Origin of the sequence: Streptomyces sp. Root1310 (assembly GCF_001426425.1) — a bacterium.
Classification (GTDB): domain Bacteria; phylum Actinomycetota; class Actinomycetes; order Streptomycetales; family Streptomycetaceae; genus Streptomyces.
Genome location: NZ_LMEQ01000006.1, coordinates 99,431 through 113,854, shown reverse-complemented (window position 1 = coordinate 113,854; position 14,424 = coordinate 99,431). Strand labels below are relative to the sequence as shown.

The 14,424-nt window shown below is 72.9% G+C and carries 14 protein-coding genes; 4 read left to right on the top strand and 10 right to left on the bottom strand.

All coding sequences use genetic code 11. From position 1 onward, the window contains the following. The first annotated feature begins 72 nt into the window (after nt 1–72). Nucleotides 73–534 carry a MaoC family dehydratase gene (locus ASD48_RS15055; protein ID WP_057602094.1) on the top strand — a complete coding sequence of 154 codons (462 nt, stop codon included), beginning with the start codon at nt 73–75 and terminating at the stop codon, nt 532–534. Between the two features lie 109 nt (nt 535–643). Here the strand turns inward: ASD48_RS15055 and ASD48_RS15050 are convergent, their stop codons facing one another. The 3 genes from ASD48_RS15050 to ASD48_RS15040 all read right to left on the bottom strand — a co-directional run bounded on the left by ASD48_RS15050 (nt 644) and on the right by ASD48_RS15040 (nt 2,856). Beyond that, the gene (locus ASD48_RS15050; RefSeq protein WP_057602093.1) at nt 644–1,270 is read right to left on the bottom strand and encodes a TetR/AcrR family transcriptional regulator; all 627 of its coding nucleotides are present in this window, start codon (nt 1,268–1,270) and stop codon (nt 644–646) included. Between the two features lie 72 nt (nt 1,271–1,342). Beyond that, a complete protein-coding gene (locus tag ASD48_RS15045; RefSeq protein ID WP_057602092.1) occupies nt 1,343–1,630 on the bottom strand; it encodes a YiaA/YiaB family inner membrane protein in 288 nt (95 codons plus the stop codon). 74 nt (nt 1,631–1,704) lie between these two features. After that, nucleotides 1,705–2,856 carry an acyl-CoA dehydrogenase family protein gene (locus ASD48_RS15040; RefSeq protein WP_057602160.1) on the bottom strand — a complete coding sequence of 384 codons (1,152 nt, stop codon included), beginning with the start codon at nt 2,854–2,856 and terminating at the stop codon, nt 1,705–1,707. Between the two features lie 100 nt (nt 2,857–2,956). Between ASD48_RS15040 and ASD48_RS15035 the strand changes: the two genes are divergently transcribed. From ASD48_RS15035 to ASD48_RS15025, 3 genes are all read left to right on the top strand, one after another. After that, nucleotides 2,957–3,589: a TetR/AcrR family transcriptional regulator gene (locus tag ASD48_RS15035; RefSeq protein WP_057602091.1), complete on the top strand. Its 633-nt coding sequence runs from the start codon at nt 2,957–2,959 to the stop codon at nt 3,587–3,589. Nucleotides 3,590–3,623: 34 nt separating this feature from the next. Next, nucleotides 3,624–4,457, top strand: coding sequence for a winged helix-turn-helix domain-containing protein (locus ASD48_RS15030; protein WP_057602090.1), 834 nt, complete (start codon nt 3,624–3,626; stop codon nt 4,455–4,457). Between the two features lie 357 nt (nt 4,458–4,814). Next, a complete protein-coding gene (locus ASD48_RS15025; RefSeq protein ID WP_079073767.1) occupies nt 4,815–5,825 on the top strand; it encodes a DMT family transporter in 1,011 nt (336 codons plus the stop codon). Nucleotides 5,826–5,889: 64 nt separating this feature from the next. Here ASD48_RS15025 and ASD48_RS15020 read toward each other — a convergent pair whose 3' ends face one another. The 7 genes from ASD48_RS15020 to ASD48_RS14990 all read right to left on the bottom strand — a co-directional run bounded on the left by ASD48_RS15020 (nt 5,890) and on the right by ASD48_RS14990 (nt 14,411). After that, complete coding sequence (locus tag ASD48_RS15020; RefSeq protein WP_057602088.1) at nt 5,890–6,972, bottom strand: Zn-dependent alcohol dehydrogenase; 1,083 nt, start codon at nt 6,970–6,972, stop codon at nt 5,890–5,892. A 15-nt stretch (nt 6,973–6,987) separates the two neighbouring features. Then, the gene (locus tag ASD48_RS15015; protein ID WP_057602087.1) at nt 6,988–8,376 is read right to left on the bottom strand and encodes an aldehyde dehydrogenase family protein; all 1,389 of its coding nucleotides are present in this window, start codon (nt 8,374–8,376) and stop codon (nt 6,988–6,990) included. Between the two features lie 131 nt (nt 8,377–8,507). Beyond that, nucleotides 8,508–9,845 carry an ABC transporter ATP-binding protein gene (locus ASD48_RS15010; RefSeq protein ID WP_057602086.1) on the bottom strand — a complete coding sequence of 446 codons (1,338 nt, stop codon included), beginning with the start codon at nt 9,843–9,845 and terminating at the stop codon, nt 8,508–8,510. A gap of 246 nt (nt 9,846–10,091) precedes the next feature. Then, nucleotides 10,092–10,808 carry a class F sortase gene (locus ASD48_RS15005; protein WP_057602085.1) on the bottom strand — a complete coding sequence of 239 codons (717 nt, stop codon included), beginning with the start codon at nt 10,806–10,808 and terminating at the stop codon, nt 10,092–10,094. Next, complete coding sequence (locus ASD48_RS15000; protein WP_057602084.1) at nt 10,795–11,616, bottom strand: hypothetical protein; 822 nt, start codon at nt 11,614–11,616, stop codon at nt 10,795–10,797. The genes ASD48_RS15005 and ASD48_RS15000 overlap by 14 nt, the downstream gene beginning before the upstream one ends. A 103-nt stretch (nt 11,617–11,719) precedes the next feature. Further along, nucleotides 11,720–12,958 (bottom strand): MFS transporter, encoded by a 1,239-nt coding sequence (locus ASD48_RS14995; protein ID WP_057602083.1) that lies wholly within the window; start codon nt 12,956–12,958, stop codon nt 11,720–11,722. 19 nt (nt 12,959–12,977) lie between these two features. Beyond that, the gene (locus ASD48_RS14990; RefSeq protein WP_057602082.1) at nt 12,978–14,411 is read right to left on the bottom strand and encodes a citrate:proton symporter; all 1,434 of its coding nucleotides are present in this window, start codon (nt 14,409–14,411) and stop codon (nt 12,978–12,980) included. Nucleotides 14,412–14,424 lie beyond the last annotated feature (13 nt).

Sequence of the window (14,424 nt, the reverse complement as noted above, 5' to 3'; positions counted from 1 at the left end):
ACCATGCTAAGCAGTCGCTTAGACCTATGGCATGGTGACATGGGCAGCTAGTGAGGCGAGAGGGCAGCAGACATGGCAGAGCCGAGGATCTTCACGTCCGCCGACGACCTGAAGGCGGCGGTGGGCGAGCAGCTGGGGTACACCGACTGGCTGGAGGTCGACCAGAAGCGGGTCGACCTCTTCGCGGAGGCCACCGGAGACCACCAGTGGATCCATGTCGACCCCGAGAAGGCCGCCGCGGGCCCCTTCGGCACCACCATCGCGCACGGCTACCTCACGCTCTCCCTGCTGCCGCTCTTCGGCCCGCAGCTGATCAAGGTCGAGAACGTGAAGATGGGCGTCAACTACGGGACGAACAAGGTCCGTTTCCCCGCCCCGGTACCCGTGGGCTCGCGCGTGCGCGCCACCGCGACGATCACCGGCGTCGAGGACGTCACCGGCGGCGTCCAGGTGGCCGTCGCCTTCACCGTGGAGCGCGAGGGCGGGGACAAGCCCGTGTGCGTGGCGGAGTCGGTGGCCCGCTACTACCTGTAGCCGCCACCCGCCTGCGGGCGCCGCACCCGTCCGTGGGCACCACCACCGCCTGTGGGCGCTGCACCCGCCCGTGGGCACCACCGCCTGTGGGCGCTGCTCCCGGTGGGCGCTACTTCGCCGCGCCCACCATCCGCAGCACGAGGTCGGCGTACAGTGCGCCGACCTCGTCGGGTGTGCGGGGGCCGTCCACGTTGAACCAGCGGGCCACGTCGATGCAGAGGGACAGCACGGCGAGGGTCGTACCGTGCACGTCCAGCACGGCGAACTCGCCGCTCGCCACGCCGTCCTCGATGATCCCGCGCACCTCGGCGTCGACCTGCCGACGCAGGTCGAGGATCTCGGCGCGGGCGTCGGGACCGAGCGCGTCCAGTTCGTACTGGACGACCCGTGCCGTGGTGCGCCGACCGGCGTGCCAGCGGACGAAGGAGCTCACGGCGTCCGCGAGGCGCCCGGTGGCGTCGCCCTCGCCGGCGGCCGCCGTGCGCAGAATGCCCAGCGCGCGGTCGTGGCCGATCCGGCTGATGCGGTGGAGCAGCTCTTCCTTGGTCTTGTAGTGGATGTACAGGGCGGCCGGGCTCATACCCGCGCGGCCCGCGATGTCGCGGGTCGTCGTCGCGTGGTAGCCGCGCTCGGCGAAGGCCTCCACGGCCGCGACCAGCAGTCGCCGGGCCGCGTCAGGGGTGACCTCTTCCCACGGCTCGATCTCGCCGCCGGTCGTCTCCTCCGCCGTACTCATCGCTCGTTCGCCCCTCTCGGTACAGGAGCTACACCATACCGCCGAAGGTGAGCGGCCGCTTAGCGTGCCTGCTCAGATCTTCTCGAAGGGGTCGTGGTCGGCGAGGAGCTTCTCCAGGCGGGCCTGGTCCACCCGGCTCACGATCTGGCCGGCCTCCTGGCGGTCACGGATCACCTTCGCCAGGGTGAAGGCGGAAGTCACCAGATACAGGACGGCGATCGCCAGGAAGGCGCGCACCCAGGCGTCGGTCTGGAGGTTGTAGATGCCGATGGCGGTGGCCGCGATGGCGATGCCGAAGGAAGCGACGGCCTGTCCGTAGAACGCCGCCGTGCTCTGCTGCTTGACCGGTGTGTCACTCATGGGGACAAGCTTCGGCGGAGGGGATCCGCGCCACATCCGCGCACCTACTCAGACAGGTACTCAGGCGCTTCGGCTCAGAAGGCCGAAACCCCCGTCAGCGCCCGCCCGATGAGCAGTTTCTGGATCTGGCTGGTGCCCTCGTAGAGCGTCATCACGCGGGCGTCGCGCAGGAGCTTGCCCGCCGGATACTCGTCGATGTAGCCATAGCCGCCGAAGACCTGGAGGGCGTTGTTGGCGGCGCGGACGGCGGCCTCCGAGGCGAAGAGCTTGGCCTTGGAGGACTCGGTGGCGAAGGGCAGGCCCCGGTCGATCAGGTCGGCGACCCGCCAGGTCAGCAGCCGGGCCGCGTCCACGTCGACCGCGATGTCGCTGATCAGTTCCTGGACCAGCTGGTGGTGGGCGATGGGCCTGCCGAACTGCTCGCGCTCGCCCGCGTACCGCACCGCCGCGTCCAGGGCGGCCTGCGCGATGCCGACACAGCCGGCCGCGACCGACATACGGCCCTTGGCCAGCGCCGACATCGCGACGGAGAATCCCTTGCCCTCGGGCGCCAGCATCGCGGAGGCGGGGACCCGGACGTCGTCCAGGACGAGTTCGGCGGTCGCCTGGCCGCGCAGGCCGAGCTTGCCGTGGATCGCGCGGCGGCTCAGGCCCGGGGTGTCGGTGGGGACGAGGAACGCGGAGACGCCCTTGTGGCCCGGCGCGTCCGTGGAGCGGGCGAAGAGCAGGACCACATCGGCCCAGGTGCCGTTCGTGATGAACATCTTGGTGCCGTTGATGACGTAGGAGTCGCCGTCGCGGACCGCGCGGGTGCCGAGGTTGCCGGCGTCCGAACCGGTGCCGGGCTCGGTGAGGCCGAAGCAGCCGACGTACTCGCCGGAGGTCAGTCCCGGCAGCCAGCGCCGCTTCTGCTCCTCGCTCCCCCAGGCCGCGACGGTCTTCGCGACCAGCCCGAGGGAGACCGACACGATCCCGCGCACGGACGAGTCCCCGCGGCCCAGTTCCTCCGTGACCAGGCAGTACGCGAGGTGATCGCCGCCCGAGCCGCCGTACTCCTCGTCGATCGTCAGGCCGAGGAAGCCGACCTCGCCGAGCTTCTTGACCAGGGACCGGTCGATGTCCTCGGCGCGGTCCCAGGCGATGACATGAGGCGCGACCTTGCGGTCCACGAAATCCTTGGCCAGCCGCCGGACGGCCTCCTGCTCCTCGCTGAGCGCCAGATTCACCACGAGATCACCCCACAGAGGAAGGCCTTCAGGACCGCTTCACGATTGCCGCTTAAATTAGCACTGCTAGTTTTCGCTCCGCAGCCCTACTATGTGCGCCATGGCCCGACCGCGCAAGCCCCTTCTCAGCACCGACCGGATCGTCGAGACCGCACGGACGCTCGTGGACGCGGAGGGCCTGCCGGCCGTCTCCACGCGGCGGCTCGCCGCCGAGCTGGGGGTGAGCGGGCCCTCGCTGTACAACCACTTCCGCACGAAGGACGAGATCCTGGAGGCCGTCGCCGACTCGGTGAGCGCGCAGGTCGACCTGTCGATGTTCGAGGACGGCCGGGAGTGGCGGACCGCGCTGCACGACTGGGCCGTCTCCTACCGCGCCGCCCTGCGCGACCACCCGAACATCGTCCCGGTGCTCGCCCAGGGCCCCGGCCGCCGGCCGGCCGGGCTGCGGCTCGCCGACGCGGTGTACGGCGCGATGGTCCGCGCGGGATGGCCCCCCGCGCAGGCCACCTCCATCGGCGCGCTGATGCGGTACTTCGTCATGGGCTCCGCGCTCGGCTCGTTCGCCGGCGGCTTCGTCGACGACGTGAGCGCCTACGATCCCGCCGACTACCCGCACCTCGGACAGGCCCACCTCCTCGCCGACCAGCAGGAGAAGATCGACGACCGGGCGTTCGAGACCGGACTGACGGCACTGCTGGACGGCCTCTCCCAGCAGTTCGCGCAGCTGCCCTAGCACGGTTCGGCGGCCGCCGAAGTGTCCGTCGCGCATGCTGGGACACGTGAGCATCACGGACACCGGGAACGACAGGGACGTGCGGGCGCCGGGGCTGGCCGCCCTGGCCGGGCTCGTCGCCGACGAGACGCGGGCCGCCTGTCTGCTGGCGCTGCTCGACGGGCGGGCGTGGACCGCCGGTGAGCTGGCCCGGCACGCGGGCGTCGCCCCGTCGACGCTGAGCGAGCACCTGGGCAAGCTGGTCGCGGGCGGACTGCTGGCCGAGGAACGGCAGGGGCGGCACCGTTACGTACGGCTGGCCGACACCCGGGTCGCCCAGCTCGTGGAGGACCTGGCCGCCCAGGTCGCCCCGCACCCCGCCCACCGGCCGCGCACCCTGCGCGCCGCGAGCGCCGGATCGGCGATGGCCCGGGGCCGGACCTGCTACGACCACCTCGCCGGACGGCTCGGCATCGCCGTCACCGACGCACTCACCGCCCACGGACTGCTGAGCGCGGTGAGCGAGCCCGAGGGGCGGGCCGACGGGGCGGCGGCGGGGCCCAGCGCCGCCGGACCGAGGGCACCGGCGGCGCCGGCGGTCAGGGAGCGCGCCACCGGGTTCCTGCTGACCGAGGCCGGGCTGCGGTGGTTCGAGGGCAGCGGCATCGCGCTCGACCGCGCGACGCGACGGCCGCTCGCCCGCGCCTGCCTGGACTGGACCGAGCGCCGCCCGCATCTGGCGGGCGCGGCGGGCGCGGCCCTGTGCCGGCACGCCCTCGACGCGGGTTGGTGCGTGCGGATCGGCTCCGAGCGGGCCGTGAAGGTGACGGCGGCGGGCGAACGGGCGCTGGCCGAGCTGCTGGGCGTCGACGCGGGTGCGCTGCGCTGACCCGCTCGCGGTGCCCCACCCTCGCCGGCCCCGCACGCGGTGACCCTCGCCCGCCGCGTGAGCCCGGCCGCGCCAAAAAGGGCCGAGCCGCGCCTCGGGAGGGGCCGACGCCGGCCCTCCGTCCCTCGGCCTCCGTCCCTCGGCCTCCGTCCCTCGGCCTCCGTCGCTCGGCCTCCGTCGCTCGGCCTCCGTCGCTCGGCCTCCGTCGCTCGTATCCGGGCCCTACGGACCGCGCCCCTGGTCCCCCGCCCTCGCCCAGACCCCCGCGTCTCGATCTCTCGCCCAGACCCCCACGTCTCGATCTCCCGTCCGAAATCCGCGAGCTTTCGGCCCGCGTTTCTTCCTAGCCTGAGGAGCATGATGAACAGCGCCCGGCGTACCGAACGTCGTACAGAGTTGCTCGCCGCCGGTGCGGCCGCCGTGACCGTCGTGCTGTGGGCCTCGGCCTTCGTGTCGATCCGCAGCGCGGGCGACGCGTACTCGCCGGGGGCACTGGCGCTCGGACGGCTGGTGTCGGGGGCCCTGGTACTGGGGGCCATCTGCGCCGTGCGGCGCGCGGGGTGGCCGCCGAGGGCCGCCTGGCGCGGGATCGCCGTGTCGGGCGTGCTGTGGTTCGGCTTCTACATGGTGGTGCTCAACTGGGGTGAGCAGCAGGTGGACGCGGGGACGGCGGCCCTGGTGGTGAACATCGGGCCGATCCTCATCGCGCTGCTCGGCGCACGGCTGCTCGGGGACGCGATGCCGCCGAGGCTGCTGGCCGGGATGGCCGTGTCCTTCGCGGGCGCGGTCGCGGTCGGACTGTCCATGTCGGGCGAGGGCGGATCGTCGGTGCTCGGGGTGGTGCTGTGTCTGCTCGCCGCCTTCGGCTACGCGGGCGGGGTCGTCGCGCAGAAGCCCGCCCTGGGCCGGGCGACCGCGCTCCAGGTGACGACGTTCGGATGTGTCATCGGCACGGTGGTGTGTCTGCCGTTCGCGGGGCAGCTGGTCCACGAGGCGGCCGACGCGCCGGTCTCCGCGACGCTCAACATGGTCTACCTGGGCGTCTTCCCGACCGCGCTCGCCTTCACCACGTGGGCGTACGCGTTGGCCCGGACGACCGCGAGCCGCATGGGCGCGACCACGTACGCCGTGCCCGCGCTGGTCGTCCTGATGTCGTGGCTGGCGCTGGGCGAGGTGCCGGGGCTGCTCACCCTGGCCGGTGGGCTGCTGTGCCTGGCGGGCGTGGCCGTGTCGCGGTCGAGGCCGCGCACCTCGCAGACCGGGGAGCCGGAGGTGACGCGGGAGCCGGAAGCGGGGCAGGGGGCGGAAGCGGGGCAGGACCTCACGGCCCCCGGGCCCGACCGGGAGGTCGGCCCCCGGGCGGGCTGAGAGCGCCGGAGCGTGCCGAGGACGCCGGAGCGGGGCCCGTCGGAACACCGGAGCGGGGCCACCGTCAGAACATCACCAGTGCCCGCCCTCCTTTGCCCGCCAGCATGTTGTCGAAGGCCCCCGGGATGTCCTCCAGGGCGATGCGCTCCGTCACCAGGGCGCTCAGGTCGAGACGGCCCGCCCGGACGTGGTCGGCGAGGACCGGGAGATCCTTCGCCGGGTCGCAGTTGCCGTAGACGCAGCCGGCGAGGGTGCGGCCCCAGTGGAAGATCTCCAGGGCGTTGAAGGTGACCTGCTGGTCCTTGCCGCCGATGCCGACGACCGTGGTGCGGCCGCCGCGCCGGGTCGACTCCCAGGCCGTCCGGATGGTGACCGCGCGGCCCACGCACTCGACGGCCACGTCGACCCCCTGCTTGCCGGTGAGGGCGCGGATCTCGCGGGCGGTCAGCTCGGAGGCGACCACGTACTCCGTGGCGCCCGCCGCCCGCGCCAGCTCCTCCTTCTCCGGGGAGACGTCGACGGCGACGATCGTCGAGGCGCCGGCGATCCGGGCCGCCTGGAGGGTGGCGAGCCCGACCCCGCCGACGCCGAAGACGGCGACCGTCTCGCCGGGGCGGACCCGCGCGGAGTGGTGGATCGCGCCGTAACCGGTGAGGACGGCGCAGCCGAGGAGGGCCGCGTCGGTGAGCGGGATGCCGTCCGGCAGGGGCAGCACGCAGGAGGCCGGGACGACGGTCTCCTCGGCGAAGGCGGCGACGTTCAGCCCGGGGTGGAGGTCCGTGCCGTCCGTCGTGCGGGCGTACACCTCCGCGGCCCCGTTGAGGGCGTTCACGCACAGCCACACCTCGCCGAGCGTGCAGGGGTGGCAACTTCCGCAGGAAGGAGCCCAGTTGAGGATGACACCGGCACCGGGCGCCAGGTGTTCGACTCCTTCGCCGACGGCGACGACCGTGCCCGCGCCCTCGTGGCCCAGGACCGCGGGGAGCGGCAGCCGCATGGTGCCGTCGGACAGGGACAGGTCGGAGTGACAGACCCCGGCGGCGGCGAGCCGGACGCGGACCCGGCCGGGGCCGGGGTCCGGAAGGACGATCTCCCTGATCTCCAACGGAGCGCCGATGGCGGGGAGTACGGCGGCGCGGACAGCCATGTTCGGTTGACTCCTCTAGAACTGGAGGGACTTGGTCTGGAGGTACTCGGCGAGGCCGTGGGCGCCGAGCTCGCGGCCGACACCCGACTGCTTGTAGCCGCCGAACGGCGCGAGCGGGTTGAAGCGGCCGCCGTTGATGTCCACCTGGCCGGTCTCCATCCGGCGGGCGAAGGCCACCGCCTCCGCCTCGTCACCGGCCCAGACGGCGCCCGCGAGCCCGTAGACCGTGCCGTTGGCGATGCGCAGGGCGTCCTCCTCGTCCTCGTAGCGCAGGACGGACAGGACGGGGCCGAAGATCTCCTCCTGGGCGATGGCCATGTCGGGGGTGACGTCGGCGAAGACCGTGGGGCTGACGAAGTAGCCCCGCTCGCGCGGGGAGTCGGGGCCGCCGGCGACCAGCCGCGCGCCCTCGGCGACGCCCTTCTCGATGTAGCCCCGCACCCGGTCCCGCTGTGCGGCGTTGACGACGGGGCCGATGCGGTCGGCGTACTTCGCGGCGGCCGCCGCGGCGAGCTCGACCGCCTCGTCGTACCGGTCGCGGTGGACGAGCATCCGGGTCCAGGCGCTGCACGTCTGCCCGGAGTTGGACATCACGTTGGCGACACCGACGTTGACCGCCCGGGCGAGGTCGGCGCTCGGCAGGATGACGTTGGCGGACTTGCCGCCGAGTTCCAGGGCCACCTTCTTGACGGCGGCGCCCGCCGTCGCGGCGATCCGCCTGCCCACGGCCGTGGAGCCGGTGAAGGACACCAGGTCGACGCCGGGGTGCTCGACCAGGGCCTGGCCGGCGACCGGGCCCAGGCCGGTGACGAGGTTGAGGACTCCGGCCGGGACGCCCGCCTCGTGGACCGCCTCGGCGAAGAGCTGGGCGGTCAGCGGAGTGTCCTCGGCGGGCTTGAGGACCACCGTGCAGCCCGCGGCGAGGGCCGGGGCGACCTTGGCGACGATCTGGTGCAGCGGGTAGTTCCAGGGGGTGATGGCACCGACCACGCCGACCGGCTCCTGGAACACGGTCGAGTTGCCGACCTTCTCCTCGAAGGGGTGGGTCGCGGCCAGCTCGGCGTAGGAGCCCGCGACCGCGATCGGCACCGCCGCGTGGACGGCCTGGGAGAAGGCCAGGGGCGAGCCGAGTTCGGCGGTGACCGTCTCGGCGATCTCGTCCTTGCGGGCCGCGAGGACGTCCCGGAGCGCGGTCAGCCGGGCCGCGCGGTCGGCGGGCGGGGTCGCGGCCCAGCCCGGCAGGGCGGCGCGGGCCGCCCGTACGGCGGCGTCTACGTCGACGGCGTCACCGGCCGGGACCCGGGCGATCACCTGCTCTCCCACCGGGTCGACGACCTCGATCACATCCCGGCCCGCGGCCGGGCGCCAGGCGCCGTCGAGGTAGATGCCGTCATGTGCCTTCATCGCGTTCCCTTCGGGCGGGCGTCCTCTTCCGCGACCTAAACTAGCGCTGTTAGTTTTCTGGCACCAGGGGACGGCGGTGAAGGACTCGGAACGCGCGCGGCACCGGACCGCGGACGCCTCGGGACGCCCCCTCACTCGTCGAGGTCGGGCAGCCGGGCCGGAGCCGGGCTGATGCGCTCGCCGTGCTGGTCGAAGACGAAGAGATGGGCGATGTCGACGAGGAGCGGGACCTGCATCCCGTGCCGGAGGTCGAAATCGGGGGTGGTGCGCACGACGAGGTCACCGAGGGGGCGGGCCTCCGGGGACGCGAGCGGCCCCTCCTGCGCCGACGGCTCGTCCAGTACGTCGACCGCGCCGGCCCGCAGGCTGCCCGCACCCTTGCGCAGCCGGTCCAGCATCCCGCCCTCGCGGCGCCGCCGCCGGGCCGGCCGGCCGGCGGGGCGGGGCGCCTCCAGCTCCGGCACGACCGCGAGCCGGGAGCCGGTGTTGAAGTGGACCAGCACCTCGTGACCCTGGAACTCCACGTGCTCCACCAGGCCGGTGATGTGCGTCTCGCCGGGCCGGGCCTCGGCGGGCGTGGCGATACGGACCGCCTCCGAGCGCAGTCCGACGATCACCTCCCGGCCCTGCTGCACACGCAGCAGCTTGTGGTCCAGGGAGTGGGGTTCGGGCAGCCGCAGCGCCTGCTTGCCCAGGTTGATCGTCATGGCTCCGTCGAGCGGGGCGCGGACCAGGCCGCGCAGGAGGTTGATGCGCGGGGTGCCGATGAAGGCGGCGACGAAGATGTTGCGCGGCAGGGCGTAGACGGACCGCGGGGTACCCACCTGCTGGAGGACTCCCCCGCGCAGCACGGCGACCCGGTCACCGAGCGACATGGCCTCGGACTGGTCGTGCGTGACGTAGACCGTGGTGACGCCCAGATGCCGGGTCAGTTTGGATATCTCGGCCCGCAGATGGTTGCGGAGCTTGGCGTCGAGGTTGGACAGCGGCTCGTCCATCAGGAAGGCGGAGGGGTGCCGGGCGATGGCCCGGCCCATGGCGACGCGCTGGCGTTCACCGCCGGAGAGCTGACCGGGGAAGCGGTCGAGCAGGTCCTCGATGCCGAGCAGCCGGGCGGTGGCGTCCACGCGGGGGCCCGGGTCGGCGCCGGGGGCCTCGATGCGCAGCGGGAAGCCGATGTTGTCGCGGCCGGTCATGTTCGGGTAGAGCGCGAAGTTCTGGAAGACCATCGCGATGTCCCGCTCCGAGGGCGCCAGGTCGTTGGCGTACTCGCCGTCGAGCCGTAACTCGCCCTCGGTGATGTGCTCCAGGCCCGCGATCATGCGGAGCACGGTGGACTTGCCGCAGCCGGAGGGGCCGAGCAGGACCAGGAACTCGCCGGGCGCGATGTCCAGCGACAGCCGGTCCACGACCCGGACTCCTCGGGTGTGGACCTTGCTGACGTCGTGCAACGAGATGGCGCGTGTCATGAGAAGTGTCCCCGGGGACTCGTGTGCCGGGCCGGCCCGGCCGGTGCTCCGCTGTCCGACCTGCCCCGTGCGGGTCGAACGGGGCTTGTGAGTCACGGAAGTTAACGGACTGTGCGCACCCGGGGGAAGAGACAGGCCAGGATCGGACTCCGCCGTCCGACTGGTGAGAAACCGGACTGCCTGATTCAGCGGGCCTCGGCGCCGGGGCCGGGACCACCAAAGCGGCCAGGGCCGCGGGTCGGCGGGTCAGCGGGTCGCCGTCAGGTGGGCGAAGACGACGACGTTGCTGGTGTACCCGGTCGCGTGCCGGAAGAGGCCGCCGCAGGTGAGGATGCGCAGCTCGGGGCGGCGGGTCGCGCCGTACACCTCCTTGTCGGGGAAGGTGGCCTTGTCGAAGACGCGTACCCGGTCCACGGTGTAGACGGCCGTGTGGCCGTCGGCGCGCCGGGCCTCGATCCGGGCGCCCCGGGCCACCCGCGCGAGGCCCGCGAAAACCGCCGGGCCGGTCTTGGTGTCGCGGTGGCCCACGGCGATGGCGGTGCCCCGCTCCCCCGGTGTGGGGCCGCCCGCGTACCAGCCGACGAGCTTCGGCCGGTCGAGCGGGGGCGTCCCGAGATGCCGGTCCGTCCCGAGCCGGAGCGGGACGATCGGCGCGACGATGCCCAGAGAGGGCACGCGCAGGGTGGTCGCCGGGGACCGGGGCAACGGGCGGGGTGGGGGTCCGGGACTCTTCGACGCCTTCTTCCCCGCCGTCCGGCCCTCGCCGGCGTCACCCCCGGGGGCCGGGGCGGCCTGCGCCCCGCCGGACGCCACCTCCCCGGCCCGGGCCGCCGTGGCCGGGCCGTCGTGCCCCCCGCACCGGACTCCGACCGTCACCAGGACGACCGTGAACAGGGCCGTCCTGGTGAGGCGGTAGGCGCGGGTCCGGTGCCAGGGCCTGCGTACGCGCCTACGCGGCACCATGGGTGCGCCGGCGGATCAGGCGGAAGTAGGCGACTCCACCGACGGCCACCAGTCCGACGGCCGCGGCTCCGGCCAGCGGGGTGAAGGCCTGCGCGGTGTCGGCGAGACCGCCGCCGCCCGCGTGCACGCCGCCCTCCGGGCCGCCCTTCTCACCGTTCCAGGCGGAGCCGCCCTGCGGGCCGCCCTTCTCGCCGTTCCAGGCGGAGCCTCCCTGCGTTGCGCCTTCCCGCCCGCCGGCACCCTGCGAGCTGCCGTTCTGCGTGGTGCCGTTCTGGCTCCCGCCGTTCTGGCCGCCGCCGGCCTGGCCGTTCGGACCGCCGGCCTCGCGGCCGTCGTCCGTGATCGGCCGGTTGGGGCTCCCGTTGCCCTCGCGCTGGCCCTCAGGGCAGTTGATCTTGAAGACCTTCACCTTGGGCGAGGGGACCACGACGTCGCCGGGGATGGTCCACTCGAGCGTGTACGACCCCTCGGCCAGCCCCAGGGTGTCGGTGTGCCCGGCGCCCTGGGTCAGGGTGATGGTGCCGGTGACCGTGGCCGTGTCGGGGGCCGGGGGCCGCGCCTTGATGGTGTACCCGACGGAGGGCAGTTCGCCGAAGTTGGCCGCGTCGAGGTAGAAGCGGCAGGCCACCGGGTCGTCCTTCGAGACGCCCGGGGGGACGTTCTCGCGGTGGATCCTGATGTCACCGGCCTCCCCCACGGCCACGGCGGACGGTGCCGAGAGGCCGGTGAACCCGGCCGCGGCGAGCACTGTGAGGGCCGTGACGCCGAGGCGGGAGCCGAGGGCGGACGGGAGCGTCGAGCTGGACATGCGCATTCCTCCGAGTCAGGACGATTTTCATACAAATCGCTCTTGCACCTGACTCTCTTTCACATCGGCGCCCACGACTGTGGGAGCGCCGCCCGACGCGCCGTCAGACATCGCTCGACCGGCGCAACCCCGATCCCGACCGGCGCCGCCGGGGCACGGCCGCCTCCATCTGCGCGTCCCCGCGCGACCGCACCGCCACCCCCGACGAGACCAGCAACAGCACCCCGAGCATCACGAACGGCGCGGCCACCCCCGCGACCCCGGCCACCAGCCCCGCGGCGGCGGGCGCGGCGACCTGGCCCAGCCGGTTGCCGGTGAGGCGCAGCGCGAGCGCGGTGGAACGGGCACCGTCCGGCGCCGCCTGGACGACGGTCGTCATGGACAGCGGCTGCCCGACACCGAGGCAGAAGCCGAGCAGCGCGAGGACCACGCCCAGCCCCCAGACCGGCATCGGCAGCGCGATCCCGGCACACAGCAGGGCCGCCAGCAGGCAGGTCACGGTGAGCAGCAGGGTCCGGCCGAGCAGCCGCAGCAGGGGCGTGAGGACGAGGCGGCAGGCGATGGAGGCCGCCGCGCGGACGCTGAGCAGGACGCCGATGACGGACGGCGCGATGCCCCGGTGCTCGCCGACCACCGGCAGATAGGCGGTGAGGATGTCGGTCGCGGACAGCACGGACAGGCTGATGAGGATGCCGGCGGGAACGCCCCGGGCGTGCAGGATGCGGCCGACCGGGACGCGTTCGCCCTGCTCCGTACGGGACTTGGGCGTGGTGTCGCGGTCTTCGATGCGCCACAGCGAGGTGACCGCGACCGCGCAGCCGGCGCCCGCGACCAGCAGGGCGAGCGCACTGCCGGCCGCCATGTCGGCGCCGCCGATCAGCGCTCCGGCCGCGATCGGGCCGACCAGCTGGCCGAGGGAGGCGCCGATGGTGAAGTGGCCGAAGTTGCGGTCCTGTTCGTGCGGCGCGGACTGGCGGGCGACGAGCGACTGGGAGCCGATGACGAAGCAGAGATGGCCGAGGCCCATCACCCCGCTCCACAGGGCCATCGTCCAGAGGGAGCCGGCGACCCCGCTCAGCACACAGCCGCCGGATATCAGGACCACCCCGACCGGCAGCAGCGGCGCGCAGCGGCCGTGGTCGGTGCGGCGGCCGAGCGGTACGGCGGCGAACAGCGGAAGCAGCGCGTACACGCCCGCGATGACGCCGATCGCCCGCTCGTCCGCGCCCAGCGCGAGGGCCCGGTAGGAGACGGCGGGCCTCGCCATCGACACCGCCCCCTGCGCGAAGCCGAAGGCGATGACGAGACGGAGCAGCCAGCCGCGGTTCCTGCCGGGCCTCACAACTTCCTCCACGACCGGCTCAGATGATCCCGAACAGGATGCCCGCGCCGAGGATCGCCAGGCAGGTCAGGGCGGCCCACTTGACCACGAACCTCGTGTGGTCGCCGAACTCGACCTTCGCCATGCCGACGAGGACGTAGACGGCAGGGACGAGCGGGCTCGACATGTGCAGGGGCTGGCCGACGAGCGAGGCGCGGGCCATCTCCAGCGGCGAGACGCCGTGCGCCGCCCCCGCCTCGGCGAGGACCGGCAGGACACCGAAGTAGAAGCCGTCGTTCGACATGAAGTAGGTGAGCGGGAGGCTCAGGACGCCGGTGACGAGGGCCATGTGCGGACCCATGCCCGCGGGGATGACGTCCACCATCCACGTGGCCATGTGGTCGACCATGCCGGTGCCCTGGAGGACGCCGGTGAAGACGGCGGCGGCGAAGACCATGCCGGAGACGTTCAGGACGTTGTCGGCGTGGGCGGCGAGGCGGGCCTTCTGGTCCGGGATGTGCGGGAAGTTGACGCTGAGGGCGAGCGCGGCGCCGAGCAGGAACAGCACCGGGATCGGCAGCCACTCCATGATCATGGAGGTGAGCAGCGTGACCGTGAGCAGCGCGTTGAACCAGTACAGCTTGGGGCGCAGGGTGGCCCGGTGCGGGTCGAGGCCCTGGAAGTCGTCGTCCTCGTCGTCCTGCGCGGCAGCGGCGGCCGCGTCGGCGCCGGAACCGGAGCCGGAGCCCGATCCGGAACCGCCCTTGCGGACGGGGGTCTTGGCGTCGCCGGAGCCGCCGGCGCCCACCAGGACCGTCTCGGTCGCCTTCTCCTCGACCAGCACGTCGTCCAGCGTCAGCGTGCCGAGCCGGGCGCGTTCCCGGCGGCCGAGCACGTAGGAGAGGGCGATGACGAAGAGCAGGCCCACGGCCAGGGCCGGGATCATCGGCACGAAGATGTCGCTGGCGTCGAGCTTCAGCGCGGTGGCGGCGCGGGCGGTCGGGCCGCCCCAGGGCAGCGTGTTCATCACGCCGTTGGCCATCGCCGCGACACCGGTCATGACGACCAGGCTCATCTTCAGGCGCTTGTACAGCGGGTACATCGCCGAGACGGTGATCATGAACGTGGTGGAGCCGTCGCCGTCCAGGGAGACGATCGCGGCGAGCAGCGCCGTGCCGACGACGATGCGGAGCGGGTCGGCCTTGCAGAACTTCAGGATGCCCCGAACGATCGGGTCGAAGAGGCCGACGTCGATCATCACACCGAAGTAGACGATCGCGAACATGAGCATCGCCGCCGTGGGGGCGAGGCTGGTGACGCCGTCGATGACGTAGTCACCGAGCTTGGCGCCCTTCCCGACGAAGACGCAGAACAGTGCCGGGATCAACACGAGCGCCGCGATCGGCGACATCTTCTTCAGCATGATCAGGACCAGGAAGGTCGCGATCATGGCGAAGCCGAGGATGGTCAACATGAGTGGATACCTA

Bases quoted from the DNA above. Each gene is read 5' to 3' on its own strand.
- ASD48_RS15020 (WP_057602088.1), bottom strand. From the start codon at position 6,972: ATGGCTGTCCGCGCCGCCGTACTCCCCGCCATCGGCGCTCCGTTGGAG.
- ASD48_RS15000 (WP_057602084.1), bottom strand. From the start codon at position 11,616: ATGTCCAGCTCGACGCTCCCGTCCGCCCTCGGCTCCCGCCTCGGCGTC.
- ASD48_RS15055 (WP_057602094.1), top strand. From the start codon at position 73: ATGGCAGAGCCGAGGATCTTCACGTCCGCCGACGACCTGAAGGCGGCG.
- ASD48_RS14990 (WP_057602082.1), bottom strand. From the start codon at position 14,411: ATGTTGACCATCCTCGGCTTCGCCATGATCGCGACCTTCCTGGTCCTG.
- ASD48_RS15030 (WP_057602090.1), top strand. From the start codon at position 3,624: ATGCTGGGACACGTGAGCATCACGGACACCGGGAACGACAGGGACGTG.
- ASD48_RS15010 (WP_057602086.1), bottom strand. From the start codon at position 9,845: ATGACACGCGCCATCTCGTTGCACGACGTCAGCAAGGTCCACACCCGA.
- ASD48_RS15025 (WP_079073767.1), top strand. From the start codon at position 4,815: ATGATGAACAGCGCCCGGCGTACCGAACGTCGTACAGAGTTGCTCGCC.
- ASD48_RS15005 (WP_057602085.1), bottom strand. From the start codon at position 10,808: ATGGTGCCGCGTAGGCGCGTACGCAGGCCCTGGCACCGGACCCGCGCC.
- ASD48_RS15015 (WP_057602087.1), bottom strand. From the start codon at position 8,376: ATGAAGGCACATGACGGCATCTACCTCGACGGCGCCTGGCGCCCGGCC.
- ASD48_RS15050 (WP_057602093.1), bottom strand. From the start codon at position 1,270: ATGAGTACGGCGGAGGAGACGACCGGCGGCGAGATCGAGCCGTGGGAA.
- ASD48_RS15035 (WP_057602091.1), top strand. From the start codon at position 2,957: ATGGCCCGACCGCGCAAGCCCCTTCTCAGCACCGACCGGATCGTCGAG.
- ASD48_RS15045 (WP_057602092.1), bottom strand. From the start codon at position 1,630: ATGAGTGACACACCGGTCAAGCAGCAGAGCACGGCGGCGTTCTACGGA.